At 64.0% G+C, this 15,974-nt stretch carries 13 protein-coding genes; 8 read left to right on the forward strand and 5 right to left on the reverse strand.

Features of this window, described 5'->3' with window-relative positions:
- Window position 1 precedes the first annotated feature (1 nt).
- Complete coding sequence (locus Q4G50_RS01870) at window positions 2-1,765, forward strand: BCCT family transporter (protein ID WP_303375941.1); 1,764 nt, start codon at window positions 2-4, stop codon at window positions 1,763-1,765.
- Here Q4G50_RS01870 and Q4G50_RS01875 read toward each other — a convergent pair.
- Window positions 1,762-2,745 carry an LLM class flavin-dependent oxidoreductase gene (locus Q4G50_RS01875; RefSeq protein ID WP_303375942.1) on the reverse strand — a complete coding sequence of 328 codons (984 nt, stop codon included), beginning with the start codon at window positions 2,743-2,745 and terminating at the stop codon, window positions 1,762-1,764. The two genes, Q4G50_RS01870 and Q4G50_RS01875, sit on opposite strands and share 4 nt — an antisense overlap.
- 55 nt (window positions 2,746-2,800) lie before the next feature.
- On the opposite strand from Q4G50_RS01875, the gene Q4G50_RS01880 reads away from it, so the two are divergent.
- The 4 genes from Q4G50_RS01880 to Q4G50_RS01895 are packed head-to-tail and all read left to right on the forward strand — an operon-like array spanning window position 2,801 to window position 6,725.
- Complete coding sequence (locus Q4G50_RS01880; RefSeq protein ID WP_303375943.1) at window positions 2,801-4,360, forward strand: phenylacetate--CoA ligase family protein; 1,560 nt, start codon at window positions 2,801-2,803, stop codon at window positions 4,358-4,360.
- 9 nt (window positions 4,361-4,369) lie between these two features.
- Window positions 4,370-4,864 carry a hypothetical protein gene (locus tag Q4G50_RS01885; protein ID WP_303375944.1) on the forward strand — a complete coding sequence of 165 codons (495 nt, stop codon included), beginning with the start codon at window positions 4,370-4,372 and terminating at the stop codon, window positions 4,862-4,864.
- Window positions 4,861-5,871 (forward strand): hypothetical protein, encoded by a 1,011-nt coding sequence (locus tag Q4G50_RS01890; RefSeq protein ID WP_303375945.1) that lies wholly within the window; start codon window positions 4,861-4,863, stop codon window positions 5,869-5,871. Before Q4G50_RS01885 ends, Q4G50_RS01890 begins: the two co-directional genes overlap by 4 nt.
- Window positions 5,868-6,725, forward strand: coding sequence for a hypothetical protein (locus tag Q4G50_RS01895; protein ID WP_303375946.1), 858 nt, complete (start codon window positions 5,868-5,870; stop codon window positions 6,723-6,725). The genes Q4G50_RS01890 and Q4G50_RS01895 overlap by 4 nt, the downstream gene beginning before the upstream one ends.
- Window positions 6,726-6,728: 3 nt before the next feature.
- Here the strand turns inward: Q4G50_RS01895 and Q4G50_RS01900 are convergent, their stop codons facing one another.
- The 4 genes from Q4G50_RS01900 to Q4G50_RS01915 form a co-directional block, all read right to left on the reverse strand.
- A complete protein-coding gene (locus Q4G50_RS01900) occupies window positions 6,729-7,787 on the reverse strand; it encodes a hypothetical protein (protein WP_303375947.1) in 1,059 nt (352 codons plus the stop codon).
- 2 nt (window positions 7,788-7,789) lie between these two features.
- Window positions 7,790-9,568 (reverse strand): maltose alpha-D-glucosyltransferase, encoded by a 1,779-nt coding sequence (treS, locus tag Q4G50_RS01905; RefSeq protein ID WP_303376009.1) that lies wholly within the window; start codon window positions 9,566-9,568, stop codon window positions 7,790-7,792.
- Between the two features lie 85 nt (window positions 9,569-9,653).
- On the reverse strand, window positions 9,654-10,775 hold the full coding sequence (locus Q4G50_RS01910) for a MalY/PatB family protein (RefSeq protein WP_303375948.1): 1,122 nt from the start codon (window positions 10,773-10,775) through the stop codon (window positions 9,654-9,656).
- 10 nt (window positions 10,776-10,785) lie between these two features.
- Window positions 10,786-12,654, reverse strand: a complete 1,869-nt coding sequence (locus Q4G50_RS01915) for an ABC transporter ATP-binding protein (RefSeq protein WP_303375949.1) — start codon at window positions 12,652-12,654, stop codon at window positions 10,786-10,788.
- A 100-nt stretch (window positions 12,655-12,754) separates the two neighbouring features.
- Between Q4G50_RS01915 and Q4G50_RS01920 the strand changes: the two genes are divergently transcribed.
- From Q4G50_RS01920 to Q4G50_RS01930, 3 genes are all read left to right on the forward strand, one after another.
- A complete protein-coding gene (locus Q4G50_RS01920; protein WP_303375950.1) occupies window positions 12,755-13,273 on the forward strand; it encodes a hypothetical protein in 519 nt (172 codons plus the stop codon).
- Window positions 13,274-13,739: 466 nt separating this feature from the next.
- Window positions 13,740-14,336 carry a DUF3558 family protein gene (locus tag Q4G50_RS01925; RefSeq protein ID WP_303375951.1) on the forward strand — a complete coding sequence of 199 codons (597 nt, stop codon included), beginning with the start codon at window positions 13,740-13,742 and terminating at the stop codon, window positions 14,334-14,336.
- Window positions 14,337-14,415: 79 nt separating this feature from the next.
- A complete protein-coding gene (locus Q4G50_RS01930; RefSeq protein ID WP_303375952.1) occupies window positions 14,416-15,960 on the forward strand; it encodes a hypothetical protein in 1,545 nt (514 codons plus the stop codon).
- Window positions 15,961-15,974: the final 14 nt, after the last annotated feature.

Below are 15,974 nucleotides of genomic sequence, written 5' to 3' on the forward strand. Positions count from 1 at the left end.
CATGACATCAAGAAAATTCCGACTCGAATCGGATCCTTTCGTGCTGCTCGGCGCCGTCGGCTTCATCGTCGCGTTCGTTATCGGCACCATCGCCCTCGGCGAGACAGCTCAGCTGGCGTTCGCGGACGTCGCCGACGGGCTCATGGCCAACCTCGGCTGGTTCTACATCGGCGGCGTGTCAATGGTGTTCATTTTCCTCATCCTCGTGTTCGTCTCCCGCTTCGGACGGGTGAAACTCGGTGACGACGAAGCCGACGCCGAATACCCGCTGCCCGTATGGTTCGCCATGCTCTTTGCCGGCGGCATGGGCGCCACCCTCATGTTCTGGGGCGTGGCAGAGGCCATCAACCACGCCTGGAATGTGCCCATGGCCAACGCGGAACGCATGAGCGACGCCGCCATCCACCAGGCATTCGCCTTCACCTACTACCACTTTGGTATCCACATGTGGGTCATCATGACCTTGCCTGGCCTGGCGTTGGGATACTTCATCTACAAGCGCAAACTCCCGCCCCGCCTGTCGAGTGTGTTCGCCCCGCTGCTCGGCGGCCGCATCTACGACTGGCCCGGCAAGATCATCGACATCGTGGCCATCATCGGCACCATCTTCGGTATCGCCGTCTCCGTCGGCCTTGGTGTCCTGCAGATCAACGCCGGCATGAACATGCTGTGGGGCGTGCCCCTGGTGAGTTGGGTGGAGATGGCCATCATCGCGTTCATCACACTGGTCGCCTGCATCTCCGTGGCCTCCGGACTCGACCGCGGCATCAAGATCCTCTCCAACCTCAACATGGGCCTCGCCGTGCTGCTCATGCTCTTCATCCTCGTCACCGGGCCGACGTTGACACTGCTGAAGTTCATTATCGAGTCCTTCGGCATCTACGCCTCGACCATGCCGGAGATCATGTTCTGGGTGGATTCTTTCAGCCACAACCCCGGCTGGCAGGGCAACTGGACCGTCTTCTACTGGGCGTGGTCCATCTGCTGGTCGCCCTATGTCGGAATGTTCATCGCGCGTATCTCGCGCGGGCGCACGGTCCGCGAGTTCATCGGTGGCGTCCTGCTGCTGCCGACGCTGTTTGTCACCATCTGGTTCGCCATCTTCGGCCGCGCGGGCATCGAGGTCGAACTGGACAACCCGGGCTACCTCACCGGGCCCGTCGTCGAGGAGGGCAACGTCCCCTTTGCCCTGTTCGGCCTGCTGGAGGCCTACCCGCTCACTGCTGTGACGGCGGTGCTGGCCATGGTCGTGATCGTGCTCTTTTTCATTACCTCCATCGACTCCGCGGCGCTGGTCGTCGACATGTTCGCCACCGGCGAGGAGGAGCAGACCCCCACCTGGTACCGCGTCGGCTGGGCTCTGTCCATCGGCGCGGTCACCGGCTCCCTGCTGCTCATCTCCCCCGAAACGGGCATCGCGACCCTGCAGGAGGTGGTCATCATCGTGGCACTGCCGTTCTTCGTCATCCAGATGATCATGATGTACTCCCTGTTCAAGGGTATGCTCGACGATTCGGCCGCCCCCGAGCAGCTGCGCACCCGCCACTGGGAGAAGACCGACACCGCCGAGAAGCTGGTGGCCAGTGAGGCACGGCCCTCCCCGGGCTTCGACGCCGAGGGCAACCCCCTGCCCGTCCCGGTCCTCGAGCACGACGACGAGGGCAACATCGTCATCCCAGGCAACGTTGTGATCGGAGGCGACCTCATCACCGACGAGGACGAGGAAGACGGCTTCCGCATCATCGAGCAGACGCGCCCGAACTAGAGCCCCCAGGCCTGCGCGAGGATCTCCATGCCGCGGGTGGTCTCGGCCTCGGAGGTGCCCTGCAGCGAGATCATGAGCTCGTCGGCCTGCGCGGTCTTCGTGAAACCCTCGAGATAGTCGCGGACCTGATCGCCGGTACCGACGGCCGTGTAGCGCAGCATGTCGATGATCTGGCGGCCGTGGTGGGAAACGATGATCTGGTCGAGTTGCTCCTCGGTGAGATGGCGTCCGCGCCCGGCCATGGCCTTCACCCGCTGGCGGTAGACGCCTTCCAGCTGGCGGGCGGCATCGGTCTCCGAGTCGGAGGCCACCACGTTGACTGCTGCGATGACATAAGGCTCCGCCAGCTTCTCGGAGGGCTGGAAATTCTCCCGGTAGGTCGAGACCGCGTGTTCCAGGTGGGTCGGCGCGAAGTGTGAGGCGAAGGAGTAGGGAAGGCCCAGCTGGGCGGCCAGCGTCGCCCCGTAGAGGGAGGAGCCGAGGATATAGAGCGGCACGTTGGTGCCCGCACCGGGGACCGCCTGCACACCCGGGATGCGGGAGTTGCCGGAGAAGTAGCCCTCCAGCTCCATGATGTCCTGGGGGAAGTGCTCGGCGGCGTTCGCGTCGCGACGCAGCGCCCGGCCCAGGGTATTCATATCCGTGCCGGGGGCGCGGCCGAGGCCGAGGTCGATGCGGTCGGGGTAGAGCTCGGCCAGGGTGCCGAACTGTTCGGCCACCACGTAAGGGGCGTGGTTGGGCAGCATGACGCCGCCGGAGCCCAGGCGGATGGACTCCGTGTGCGCGCCGACATGGGCGATGAGCACCGCCGGCGCGGAGGACGCGATGGTCGGCATGTTGTGGTGCTCCGCGTACCAGATGCGCTTGAAGCCCAGGCGCTCCGCCCGCTGCGCCATATCGACGGAACGCCGCATGGAATCGCGCGCAGTTTCACCGGGGTAGATATGGCAGAAATCAATGAGGGAAAGAGAAGTAGACATATCATCAGTCTACTGATCGGTTGAGCACCCGTGTGACCTCGCTTACCTTAGGTGCATGAACACACTTCGCCGTCTCCCGATTCCGAAGGGGCCGGTCAATATCGCCCGGCAGCTTTTCCTGCGGGCCGCTATCTCGGGTCTGTCTGCCGTCTACGCTGCCTACCGCGTCCACCCGGCGGTGTGGCGCTTCACCGCGCGCCACTATCACCCCAGGCTAGAGGACTTCGCCCGCCTCAACGCCTGGATGATGTGCCAGCACGGCTTCCTCGATGTCCCCGCCTACCAGGACCACCTCGCCGACCACGGCTGGACTTTCAGGTGGTGGGATCTGGAGAACTACCCGGAGACGACCAAGGACAACTACGTCCGTAAATACACCGAACAGCAGCGCAGCTGGAAGGGGAAGCTGCGGACCATCGGAACCGTCGTCGACGAATCCTCCGGCTCTTCCGGACAGCCGAGTAACTGGATGCGCTCCAAAGCGGAGCTGTACACCATCCACAAAAACCTCGCCGGGTTCACCACCATGCTGCACGGCTCAGAGAACCTGTTCTGTATCAATGCGTTCTCTATGGGAGCGTGGGCCACCGGTACCAACACCGGCCTGGCGATGGCACAGGTGGCCACAGTGAAGAACACGGGGCCGGACCTGCACAAGATCCTCGACACCCTGGAACATTTTGGTCCCGGATTCAATTACCTCATCACCGCCTACCCGCCTTTTCTCAAGCACGTCGTTGATGAGATGGACAAGGATCCGGACAGGTGGGCCAAGTTCCACATCAACGCCTTCGTCGGCGGCGAGGCCATGACCGAAGGCCTGCGCACCTACCTGGAGCGTCGGCTCGGGCGTGTCTACTCCGGCTACGGGGCCTCGGATCTGACCATCGGGCTCGGCGGGGAGACCGATCTGTCGGTAGCTATCCGCAAGGCATGCGTGGACAACCCCGAATTCCGCTCCCTGCTGCTGGACGACGATGAGCCGCGCACCCCCATGATCTTTCAGTACAACCCGCTGGAGACATACCTGGAGACGACCGCCGACGATGAGCTGGTGGTCACCCTCAACACCACCGCGGTGATGAACCCCAAGCTGCGCTACAACATCGGCGACGAGGCGCGCCTGATCTCCTTCCCCGACATGATGGACCTGCTGCGCGAGCACCCCAAGGTGTGGGCCGATTGCCGCCGCGCCTTCCGTCAGCAACGGATGAAGCTGCCTTTCCTGCTGCTCTACGGACGTAAAGACTCCACGATCTCCTACATGGGGGCCAACATCTACCCCCTCGACGTCGAGAACGGCCTCTACGCCGATGAAACGTGGGCCCCGTACATCGAGGCCTTCCGCACCGAGCTCATCGAAACCAATGACCTGGAGTCCCGCCCCGTCATCCATATCGAGCTGCGCGAGGGCGCACAGGTCGATATAGAGGCGATGGCGGGGGACTTGGTGGGCGGCATCGTGAAGCATCTGTCCACCGTGTCCCGCGATTTCCGGGAGTCACTGGAGGAGGACGCCAGCGCCGGGGACATCCAGGTGCGGGTGCACGCTCACCGCACCGGCCCCTTCGCAGGTGATGACACCAACCGAATCAAAAACGTCTACCTCATGTAAGGACAACTGATGCGCACCACCGACTTCAGCCACGCCCCGCCGCAGGGTCGCGCCGGCAGCTTCTTCCTGGGTTGCAACCTCTATCACTCACCCGTGGGCATGATCCGGCAGGTCATCCGCTGGCCACGCATCCTCAAGGCACTTAACGACAGTCCCGGCTACCTGTGGCACCGTTCCTACTACCACTTTCCTTTCGGCATCGGCCTCATGGTCGGCTTCGAGTCGACCGAGGACCTCAAACTGTTCGCCCGCACACCGGAGCACCACGAAATCATGCACTGGCTGGTAGATTCCGGCACGGTCAAGGGTGGTTTCATCCGTATCCTCACGCCGCACGAACACGGCTACGCCAACGGTTCCTGCTCGCCGGAGGGGCAGACCACGCTCATCGACACCTTCGCCCCACTGGAGGGTGAGATTGAACCGGTGTCCACGGCCGGGAGGGATACCGGGGCGCATTTCTTCTCCAGCATCCGTGCTCTCCTGCGGCGGGGGCGGCTGTGATCACTGTTGAGAACGTTGCCTCGCGTCGGCAGTTCCGCGAGTTCGCCGCCATAAAAAGTGATCCGCCGCTCATGCGCCATGAGATGCGCGGATGGTACACCGGCCACCACTGGTTGAGCGGCATCACCTTATGGCTGGCCCGCGACGGCCAGGGGCAGGCGTGTGGGCGGATGATCACCCATCACTCGTCCGCGCTGAGTGCCAAGCTCGGCCTGGACGCCGGGCTCTTCGGCGCTTTTGAGGCCCGTGATGCCGAGGTAGCCCGCGCCCTGCTCACCCACGCGCAGGAGGTCACCCACCACGCCTATCTCTTCGGCCCGGTCACGCCGCTGCCGAATGTCACCGGCGGGGTGATCCGTGCCGGGTTTGAGCACCCCGCGTTTTTCGACTCGGCCTGGAATCCGGAGTTTGTGCCCCGCGTCCTGGAGGAGGAGGGCTTCAGTACCTGGGGTATCGCCGACACGTGGGAGATTAACGTCGCCGACATGCCCGATGATCCGCCCACGGACGCGGAATGGCAGGAGCGCGGGCTGCGGCTGGTCACGGCCCGGCGCTTCCGCACCCCGGACATCCGCGAGGCTCTCAACGCCTCCTTTGCGCAGTTGCCCTATTTCACGCAGATCAGCCGGGCCCAGTGGCGGGCACAGACCGCTGGCCTGGGACTGATCATGGATCCCAAGCTGGTGTTGCAGGCCCACGATGAGGCAGGGGAGACGCAGGGTTTTGTCCTTGTCATCCCCGACCCCATCGACTGGTTGCGGGGGAAGATCTGGCGGCGGCGTCGGGATGCTGTGCTCATCGTCCAGGGCACCCGCCCTGAGATGCAGGGACGCGGCGTTCTCGGTCTGCTTACCCGCCAGCTGTATGCGGCGCTGCGCGCCGGTGCTTATCGACGCCTCCGTGTCACCTTCATCGGCCGCGATAACCCGGCATCTGCCCGCGTATTTGCGAAGATCGGCGGCCGCCCGCTGCACGAACTCAGCTTCTACCTCAAGGACCTACGATGATCCTCCGTGGCATCGAGGCCGCCTCTCTGGCGCCGTCCGCTCACAACGCTCAGCCCTGGCAGCCCCGCATCATCGATGAGCACACCGTGGAGCTCGGCGTCGACCCGCAGCGTCGCCTTCCCGTCGCCGACCCCCACGACCACGACCTGCTTCTCGGGCTGGGCTGTTGGGTGGAGGCTTTCGCCATCGGTGTGGGCCGCGCGGTGGAGGTGGAGGGGACCACGGTGCGGATTACAGCCGAACCATACCCCTGGCCATATACCGTGGATGACCTGCGCCACCGGCAGGTTGACCGCGGGCGACTCACCCCCGACCGCCTGGCCGTGGAGGAGGTGATGCGCGCAGAGGAGGAGTTGCGCGTGATCCCGGAGGCTTTGTGGCGGAGCCTGGCTCCCCGCGCCACGGCACATATGGCCAGCTCGCGGGAAATGCTGGCCGAAACCTTCGGGTGGCTGCGTCTGAACCCGCGCGATCCCCGCTACCGGCAGGACGGACTGACGGCGGAGTGCCTACGTATCCCGCGACCCGTGGCATGGATGCTGCATCACCTCCAGCCATCTCTGCTGCGCAGCAGGAGGGTGTGGCGGCCCCTGCTCAACATCACCTGGCCTGCCGGGGAATCACCGACCAGACTGGTGCTGGCCGGCGAACCTGGCATTGCCAAGGGGCGGCAGTTGCTGCGGATCTGGCTGGCGCTGGATGCCCGCGGCCTGCGAGTGGCCGTACACTCAGAGTTCAAGGACCAGCCGGAGTGCGCGGCGCAGCTGGCTCAGTGGTTGGGCGACACACCGTGTGCGGTGTTCTCCGCCGGCCGTTCGACGTCGGCGACGGTGCCGCGGGCGGGGCGTCGATAAGCGTTAATCCAGGATCCGCCGCACGGCCGCCAGAGGAATCTCGACCCAGTCGGGGCGGTTATTCGACTCGTACACCACCTCGTAGAGGGCCTTGTCGAGGACGTAGGCGTCGAGAAGCGGCGAGCGCTTCACCCCGTAGCCATCGAGGAAGGCATCCCCGGCGGCCTCCGCCCACTCCGGATCAGCCCCGGCGACGGCCGCGGCGTAGTCGAGGGAGCGCAGGATACCCGCCACATCACGCAGCGGCGAATCCGGGCGGCGCCGTTCGGACAGCGGTCGGGCGGGCTCACCCTCGAAGTCGATGAGGATGTAAGTGTCCGGGGTGCGCAGCACCTGCCCCAGGTGCAGATCACCGTGGACACGCTGCACCTCTACCTCCTCTCCCAGGCCCTCATAGAAAGCACGCGCCCGGTCGGCGAACTCCTCCAGCACCGGCGCGCGGGCCACCAGGTCATCCAGGGAAGCCAGGAAAGAAGGCTTATCGACGCCCCGCTCAAAAGCCCCCGCCAATGCCTCATGCACGCAGCGCGTCGACTCGCCCAAAAGTGAGGCCTCCGGCCCGAAGGAAGCTGCGTGCTCGGCGAAACCGAGGGCGTAGCGCCAACCGTCGTCGGCATCGGGCACAAAGTCCTGGACCATCGCCAAGGTGTGCTCCTCACCGTCGATCGTCTCCGACACCCAGTTGCGCACCGGGGCAATGTTGGGGCAGTCCGCGATCTGCGAGAGCAGCTCCACGTCCGGGTTCAACCCCGGCTCCAGGTGGCGGAAGACCTTCACCATCTGGTCGCCGACGATGAGTGAGGTGTTTGACTGCTCCCCGTCGATCGCCTTCGTCTCACCTTGCGGCAGGTCGCGGGCCGCCAGGTAGAGCTCCGGTGAGTCGGTGAGGACGTCGCGGCCGTCGGCATCGACAAGCACCTGGTAGAGGTGCCGACCATTGACCCGCAGGATCAGCAGCCGGGCCTCGCCCGCCGGGGTCTCGGAAACTATGTCGACCGCATCGATGGGCTCGGACTTGGCGCCGTAGAAACGGGCGTCGGCAAGCATGTGTGCCAGATCCATGATCACTCCTTCGAGATGTCGAACCAGAAGTAACCGTGCGGTGCGAGGGTGACCACCCACGGGTAATGCTTGATTGGCGGGAAGGACTCACCACCGGAAAGCTCGCGCGGGATGACACCGGAGAACTCCGACAGGTCCAGAGCCACAGCCTGCGGGCGATCCGAGAGGTTGTTCACGCACAGGATCGTCTCGTCCTTGTACTCACGCAGGTAGGTGAGCACGGCCTCGTTCTCCGAGTCGATCTCCCGGTAGGTGCCCAGGCCGAAGGCCTTGTACTGCTGGCGCACCTTGATCTGGCTGCGCACCCAGTGCAGCAGCGAGTTGTCCCGCTTCATGGCGTTCTCGACGTTGACCGTCTGATAACCGTACTGGTCATTCTGGATCGCCGGCAGGTACAGACGCTCCGGATCAGCCTTGGAGAAACCACCGTTGCGGTCATTCGACCACTGCATCGGGGTGCGCACGCCATCGCGATCGTAGAGCCAGATGTTGTCGCCCATGCCGATCTCATCGCCGTAGTAGAGCACCGGCGAGCCGGGCAGCGACAGCAGGAGGCCATGAACCAGCTCCAGCTTGTTGCGGTCACCGCCCAGCAGGGGAGCGAGGCGACGGCGGATGCCCACGTTGGCGCGCATCCGCGGCTCTCGCGCGAAATGCTTGTACATGTACGCGCGCTCCTCATCGGTGACCATCTCCAGGGTCAGCTCATCGTGGTTGCGCAGGAAGATGCCCCACTGGGCGGTCTTCGGGATCGGCGGGGTGTCCGCCAGGATCTCCGAGATCGGGGCGCGCGACTGCTGGTGCACACCCATGAAAATGCGCGGCATGACCGGGAAGTGGAAGGCCATGTGACACTCGTCGCCGACCTCCGGCTCCCCGAAGTACTCGACGACATCATCGGGGAGCTGATTCGCCTCCGCGAGCAGCACACGACCCGGGTACTCATCCTCGATGACACCACGGACCTGCTTGAGGAACTCATGGGTCTCGGCCAGGTTCTCGCAGTTCGTGCCCTCCCGCTCATAGAGGTAGGGCACCGCGTCCAGGCGGAAACCGTCCAGGCCCAGGTCCAGCCAGAAACGCATGACATCCAGCATCGCGGCGCGCACCGGCGGATGGTCGTAGTTGAGGTCCGGCTGGTGGGAGAAGAAACGATGCCAGAAGTACTGCTTGCGCACCGGGTCGTAGGTCCAGTTGGACTCTTCGGTGTCGATGAAGATGATGCGGGCGTCCGAGTACTCGTCGTCGTTGTCGCGCCACACATAGAAATCGCCGTAGGGGCCCTCCGGGTCGCGGCGGGACTCCTGGAACCAGGCGTGCTGGTCGGAGGTGTGGTTCATCACCAGATCGGTGATGACACGGATGCCCCGCTTGTGGGCCTCGTCCATGAGCTCGACGAAATCATCGACCGTGCCGAACTCCGGCAGCACCTCACGGAAATTGCGGATGTCATAGCCGCCGTCGCGCAGCGGGGAATCATAGAAAGGCGGCAGCCAGATGCAGTCGATGCCCAACCACTGCAGGTAGTCGAGCTTCTCCGTCACGCCCCTGAGGCAACCTGAGCCGGTGCCCTCCGGATCATAGAAGGCACGGACCAGCACCTCGTAGAAGACGGCCTCTTTGTACCACTCGGGTTCCGGGCGCTCCCAGGGGGCATCACCGGGAGCCGGGGTCGGGGTCTCGAACTCCTCGGACTCCGGCTCGACGAGATAGCCCTCGGCGTCAGTCCTCGGGCGCTCGGGGTTCTGGTCAGGTTCGGGGCCAGCACCCAGCGGGCCCATGGACAAGCCGGGGCCGGGCGGTGCGGTCGGGGTCACGGGTAGGTCGTCGTGTCGCTCTTCTGTCATGCATTCCAGGTTAGGGAAATCACAGGGAGAGTGCAGACTCCAGCCTGCGGACCGCCTCCTGCAGGATCTCCCGCGAGGTGGCGAAGTTCAACCGCGCGTGGTGCAGACCCCCGGGCCCGAAGTGCAGACCGTCGTTGAAAGCCACTTTCGCGTGCTCCCGCAGCCAGATCGCCGGGCGTTCCTGATCACCGATCTTGGTGTCCGAGAAATCCAGCCACATAAGGTACGTAGCTTCCGGGTTGGTCACGCGGATACCGGGGATGCGCTTGGGCAACTCCTCCACCAGCCAGTCGCGGTTGGACTTGAGGTAGGCGACCTGCTCATCGAGGAACTCCCCGCCCTCGCGGTAGCAGGCGATCGCCGCCCAGATCCCCAGGGTGGAGGTGCCGTCCTTGGCTACCCCGGTCATCTTCTTCCACGTGTCCATGTCGGCCGGGTTGCTGAAGATCATCTGCGCGCATTTGAGGCCCGCGATGTTCCACGCCTTCGACGTGGCGGTGACGGTGACACACACGTCCGGGTTTATGGCCGCCGCGCACACGTGGGTGCCCTCGTAGACCAGCGGAGCGTGGATCTCATCGACCAGCACGCGGGCGTCATAACGTGCGGCCAGGTCGCACAGCTGCTCCAGGAACTGGGCATCCAGGGTGTAGCCGAGCGGGTTGTTGGGGGCGCAGAGCAGGATTGATCCGGCACCGTCCGAAAAGTGCTTCTCGACGTCGCCTAAGTCAATGCCACCATATGCGTCAATGTGATGCATGCGGCGGCGCGTGGCTTCCGGCAGTTCCAGGAAGGGCGGGTAGGCCGGCACCGGCACAATGACGCCCGAGTCGGGGCGGGTCAGGTACTCAATCGCCAGGGCCAGGCCGCGCACCACATCCGGAACCGCGACGATCATCGCCGGGTCCGGGCGCCAGCCGTAGCGCTCGGCATAGAAATCCGACACCGCATCCGGCAGGTCGGAGGTGGCCGGGGTGTAGCCGAAGGACTCCCGGTCGATGGCATCGGCGATGGCCTGCTTCACCGGCGGGCAGGTGAAGAAATCGCTCTCCGCGATCCACAGGGGCAAAACGTCATCGTCGTAGACCGTCCACTTGCGGGTGCGACGGTCCTTGAGCTGGTCGAGGGTGGGGAACTGCATGCCAGACAGATTAGTCCCCTTCCTCTTCCTCGTGGCCATCCACGACGAGTCCGTAGCGCTTCAGGCGGGCCCGGTCGGCGGCCGAGGAGGAGGCCGTGAGCTGCAGAAGCTCGGCGTAGATACCGCCCGAGGAGGCCAGCTCGTCCGGTGAACCTATTTCATCGATCTCGCCCTCGCGGAGGGTGACGATGGTGTCCACGTTCGCGATCGTCGACAAGCGGTGCGCGATAATCAGCGTCGTGCGGTCCTTCATCAACTCGTCCAAACCCGCCTGGACGGCACGCTCGGCCTTGGTGTCGAGGGCGGAGGTCGCTTCGTCGAGAAGCAAAATCGGGGCATCTTTGAGCATGGCGCGCGCCACGGCGACGCGCTGCTTCTGCCCGCCCGATAAGCGCAGGCCGCGCTCACCGATGACGGTGTCGTAGCCGTCGGGGAAGCGCATGATGAAATCGTGCGCGTTCGCGCGGCGGGCGACCTCGACGATCTCCTCCGCGCTCGCGCCGGGGCGGCCGTAGGCGATGTTCTCGCGCACCGTTCCGGAGAACAGAGCGGCCTCCTGGAAGACGACGCCGACGCTGGCGCGCAGCTGCGCCGCCGAGAGATCGCGGATGTCGCGGCCACACACCTGCAGGGTGCCCTCGTTAATGGGGTAGAGCCCCAGCAGCAAGTTGACCAGCGTGGACTTGCCGCCGCCTGACTCGCCGACCAGCGCGATCTTCTCGCCTTCCCGCGCTTCGAAGGAGACGTCGCGGATCACCGGATCTCCCTCGGTGTAGGCGAAGGTGACATCGTCGAAACGCACGACGGGGGCGTCGGCGCGCAGCGGTCGAGCAGGGGTGAGATCAAGGACAGGCACTCCCGAAGCCTCCGTGGCGGCGACGAGCTCAGCATTGGCCGTCGGCTCGAACTCCTCCTCCATGACCTTGAAGTAGTCCTTCGATCCCGCCATGGCGCGCTGTGCAGCGTCGACGATCCAACTCATCATATGCACCGGCTGCTTGGCCATGTTCACCAGCTGAATGAGCATAACCATGTCACCGAGTGAGAACTGACCGTTCAGGGTACGGAAGAACAACACCAGATAGATACCAAAGAAGATGAGGTTGAGAGCAGCGCCGCGGGCGGTGTCCATAGAGTGCCACCAGCGGGACTGCGGGCGAGTGATCTCCACCGTCTTGCCGTAGCGGCTGCCGAAATCATTGAGCTCACGGACCTCAGAGACGAAGGACTTGACCACCTTCACCTGGCCGATGACCTCCGCGAAACGGCCGTTCGCCAGGTCGATCTGCTCGTTCTTCTCACCTTCGAGCTTCTGCCAGCGTTTCGACGTCAGCGTCGTCAGCCACATGTACACCGGGAACAACAGGGCCAGCAGAATCGTCAGCGGCCAGTAGTACCAGGCCGTGATCGCCAGCACCGCCACCACCTGGATGAGCATGGGGAAAAAGCTGTTGGAGAAAGACTGCAGGAACTGTGTGATCGACGTGATCGAACGGTCCAACCGCGCAATGACCGTGCCCGTGACCTGGTTATCGAAGTAACGCTGCGGCAAAGCCAGCAGCTTCGCGTAATAGCGGGTGGACAGGATCTGGCGCATACGCATCGCCATGACATCACCGATGTAACCGCCGACATTGGTCATCGCGGTGTTGAGGAGATCCGCCACAAACAGGCCGATAGCCAGCCACAACAGGATCATCGTGACATCCGGGACCGGGACATCCCCATGCACCGCCGAGACAATCGTGTCCGTCGCCTCCCGGAGAATGAACGGCGAAACCAGGGCCAATGCAGCAGCAGCGGTGGAAATGAGCACCACGCCGAGGTAGTACGGCCACAGAGCCGAAGCGCTGCGGATGATGCGGGTGAGAGAGTTCAACGTTCTCCAATACCTTGGTGTGAAGACAGGGCAGTCACGTTCACGGCTAGACTATGAGAGCTACCCCGAACATCTTAGGCCGGTACGAAAGGCAGGCATCGTGTCACGACTACGCCCCGCCCTTGTCATCCTCTCATCCGCACTTCTTCTCACCGCCTGCGGGACAGACGAAACGGAATCTCCTGAGGAGGGCCTCGTCGTCACCACCTCCCAAACCCCCGAGGCCCAGCCCGAGGCAGTCGACCCCGTCCAGGCCGAGTCGCTCCGTGGCTCCACCGAAGACCCCGGTTTGGGCGTCGAATGGATTTACCAGGGCGTTCGCTCGGCCCCGACCGGCGGCAGTGTGGTGACCGTGCTGGTGACCAACCTCAACGATGAGCCGCTCCCGCCCTCCGCCATCCCCCAACCCACCCTGCGCTATAACTCCGGCGGCGGCACCATGGTCGACGCCGACCCCGTCGCCAACGAGGACACTGATCTTCCCCTCGGCCTTGATCTCCCGCTCGGTCCCGGCGCTTCGACTAACCTGCGCTACGCCTTCAGCGTCAGCCCCGGCAACATGTGGGACGCCGAACTCCAGGTGGGCAACGTCATCTGGGAGGGCAACCTCAACTTCTAGGGGTGTGGGGTGGGGCTGTGGGGTCTGTTGCCTGATTCCCTGATGTAGCACCATTTCTGACCTGGGGTTTTGTGCGGGCGAGGTGTTCCTGTCCGCTTAGTGGCGGGCGGGCCTGGGTCTGGTGGGCTCGCGGGGGGTTGCTGTGAGGGGTGTCGCCTGATTCTCTGACATAGCACCATTTCTGACCTGGGGTTTTGTGAGGGCGAGGTGTTCCAGGTGTGAGAGAATCAGGCGGGCCTGGGTCTGGTGGGTTCGCGGGGGTTGCTGCGAGGGGTGTCGCCTGATTCTCTGACGTAGTACCATTTTTGACCTGGGGTTATGTAGAGGTGAGGACTTCCTGACGTAAGAGAATCAGGGCCCTAGAAAAAATCTTTGGAAACCAGGGAACCTTTCGGTCATTTTCGGAGTCTAAGTGTGTCGGGTGCGGAATTCCTCCGCGCCCTCGACCACCACAAGAGGGGACTCCATGCCCGTCCGCCGCATTCTGCCCTGCGCCCTCGCAGCACTTCTGCTCGCCGCCTGCACTGACAGCGACACACAACCCATCGCCAGCACTGTCCCCGCCACGACCGCTACATCGGCCGCAGCGGAACCAGTGATCGAACTTGGGGACTTTGACCCCGAGGGCGATTTCACCGTGTTCGACCCGTGCACCGAAATCCCGGCGGAAGTACTCGCGGAAGCGGGGCTGGGTGAACCGGTCGGGGAGCCCTACTACGACGGGAACATGTCAGTGTTGTGTTCCGGGAGGTTGACCACTCCCGATCACTCAGGTGTTGTCGGGCTTTCCGGCGATAGGTTCTCGAAGGAAAGAATTGAGGAGCTCAATCTCATCCTTGGGGAGGCTTCTGGCACTGACCTTGATGGGGCATATCTGCATGCACTTCCTGGCGATGCTGGAAACGACTGTTCCGCGGCCATTAGCACGACCCGCGGCCGGTTCGTCGTTAACTACAACGAACCTCTATTCAGTGGCGATCGTCAAGAATTATGCTCCGTCGCGTTGTCCAAACTCGAAATCATCGTCAAGAAAATGGGGGAAATTAATGGAAATCTATCTTGATCAAGGGTCAGTTCTACGAGGGGTTGATCAGCTGCGAGAAATCGGAACAGATGCCGTTGAAGTAGCGCATGCTGCGCGGATGGCAACACTTAACGCCAGCTTTTCGGGTGTGTCCGGGCTGGATCAGCTCGGGGGCAGTCATGGTGGGGTTATTAATGGGGGACCGGGGTCGGCGATCACGGTGATGCAGTCGTATGCGGAGCAGGTGGAGTGGCTGAGTGGGGCGCTGGCGGCGAGCTATGAGGCGTTGACGGGGCAGAATGCTTTCGTGACGCGGGGGATGGATATCGCTGATGAGGGTGGTGTTGTCGGTGATGGTGGGGTGAGTTTTCCGCCGCGGCCGCGTCCTCGTTTTGAGAGCTTTACGTTCACTCCGCCGATGGTGATGCCGGCGTTGTCGATCAACCAGTTGAACAACGATTTCATGGGGACGCGGATCGGGGAGTTGATTCAGGCGTCGCAGATGTGGCACAAGATGTCGGCGGATGTGGCGGGTATTGCGGGGCGTCTGCAGTCGGTGGTGTCGGATTTGTCGGCGCGGAATCGGGGGGACGTGATTGAGGCGGCGATCGGGAAGATTTCCGAGGTGGCTCAGGCGGGGGAGACGTTCGCGGCGAATTCGACGACGATGGGTAACACGGTGCAGACGATCAATGTCATTCAGCAGCAGGGGGCGGTTACCGTTGCTGCGGCGATGCCGGTGATCAATGCGATTCCGAATCCGTTGGCGCGGGCGGCGGCGGAGCGTTCTTTCCTGGCGTCGTTCCCTGCGAGCTATAACCCGGCGGTGGCGATGGGTGTGCCGCCGATCCGCAATCTCATGGTGATGGATCCGGCGCCGGACGGTGGTGGTGAGGTCGCTATGGGGATGGGGTCCGTCGAGGGGCAGGGCCGCAAGCATGATGCGACGGGCCTGCGCGCGCCGGGTGCGCCGCTGGAGATCCTCGGTGGTCTGCAGCGTGCGGTCGAAGCCGGCAGCTTCAACACTGTGCAGGAGGGTGTGCATCAGTTGGCGGGAGTTGATGGGGCTGGTCTGGTGCAGGCCGGGGATGTGGGGACGTTGGCTGCGGGGCATACGCCGGTGTCGATGCCTGCGGGGCTCGGGTCGATGGGCATGCCGGCGACAGGTGGTGTGCCCTCCGCGGGTACGGCTATCGCACCGGGTTCTTTGGGTTCACCGGCGCTGTCCACCCCGATGCCGGGGATGCCGGTGTCTTTGGGGCAGTCGCAGACCACGGCGGCAGGTGCGGGGCGTTCCGCTTCTGGGCTGGGCAGCACTATGGGAGGTGTGCCTGTCGGTGGCATGGGCCCCATCGGGGCTGGTCAGATGGCCCGTGGACGGGGTGTCGGCAGCGGGGCTGCGGAGCTCGCGGCCCCGGTGGCAACGGCAGCCCCGGTTACGGGGGCTGGAATTGGGGCTGGTGGGACGTCGAGAAGCACGGGCGGAATGGGACGCGGAATGATGCCCATGATGGGTGCCCCGATGGGCGCGCAACAGCAGTCGAAGTCCGCGAAGGTGAAGACGGTGACGTCGGCGGTGGAGGAGGATGCGAATGTGTCCGCGCTGCTCGGTGAGCGCCAGCCTGTGGTACCCGGCGTGATCGGAGCGTGGGCCCGCGGTTGACCCTGGGTAGGGTG

It is taken from the genome of Corynebacterium sp. (assembly GCF_030538285.1).
Lineage (GTDB): Bacteria > Actinomycetota > Actinomycetes > Mycobacteriales > Mycobacteriaceae > Corynebacterium.

What these genes read in the sequence shown, in the direction of transcription:
- Q4G50_RS01870 (WP_303375941.1), top strand. Translation starts at nt 2, where the DNA reads ATGACATCAAGAAAATTCCGACTCGAATCGGATCCTTTCGTGCTGCTC.
- Q4G50_RS01875 (WP_303375942.1), bottom strand. Translation starts at nt 2,745, where the DNA reads ATGTCTACTTCTCTTTCCCTCATTGATTTCTGCCATATCTACCCCGGT.
- Q4G50_RS01880 (WP_303375943.1), top strand. Translation starts at nt 2,801, where the DNA reads ATGAACACACTTCGCCGTCTCCCGATTCCGAAGGGGCCGGTCAATATC.
- Q4G50_RS01885 (WP_303375944.1), top strand. Translation starts at nt 4,370, where the DNA reads ATGCGCACCACCGACTTCAGCCACGCCCCGCCGCAGGGTCGCGCCGGC.
- Q4G50_RS01895 (WP_303375946.1), top strand. Translation starts at nt 5,868, where the DNA reads ATGATCCTCCGTGGCATCGAGGCCGCCTCTCTGGCGCCGTCCGCTCAC.
- Q4G50_RS01900 (WP_303375947.1), bottom strand. Translation starts at nt 7,787, where the DNA reads ATGGATCTGGCACACATGCTTGCCGACGCCCGTTTCTACGGCGCCAAG.
- treS (WP_303376009.1), bottom strand. Translation starts at nt 9,568, where the DNA reads ATGGGCCCGCTGGGTGCTGGCCCCGAACCTGACCAGAACCCCGAGCGC.
- Q4G50_RS01910 (WP_303375948.1), bottom strand. Translation starts at nt 10,775, where the DNA reads ATGCAGTTCCCCACCCTCGACCAGCTCAAGGACCGTCGCACCCGCAAG.
- Q4G50_RS01925 (WP_303375951.1), top strand. Translation starts at nt 13,740, where the DNA reads ATGCCCGTCCGCCGCATTCTGCCCTGCGCCCTCGCAGCACTTCTGCTC.
- Q4G50_RS01930 (WP_303375952.1), top strand. Translation starts at nt 14,416, where the DNA reads ATGGCAACACTTAACGCCAGCTTTTCGGGTGTGTCCGGGCTGGATCAG.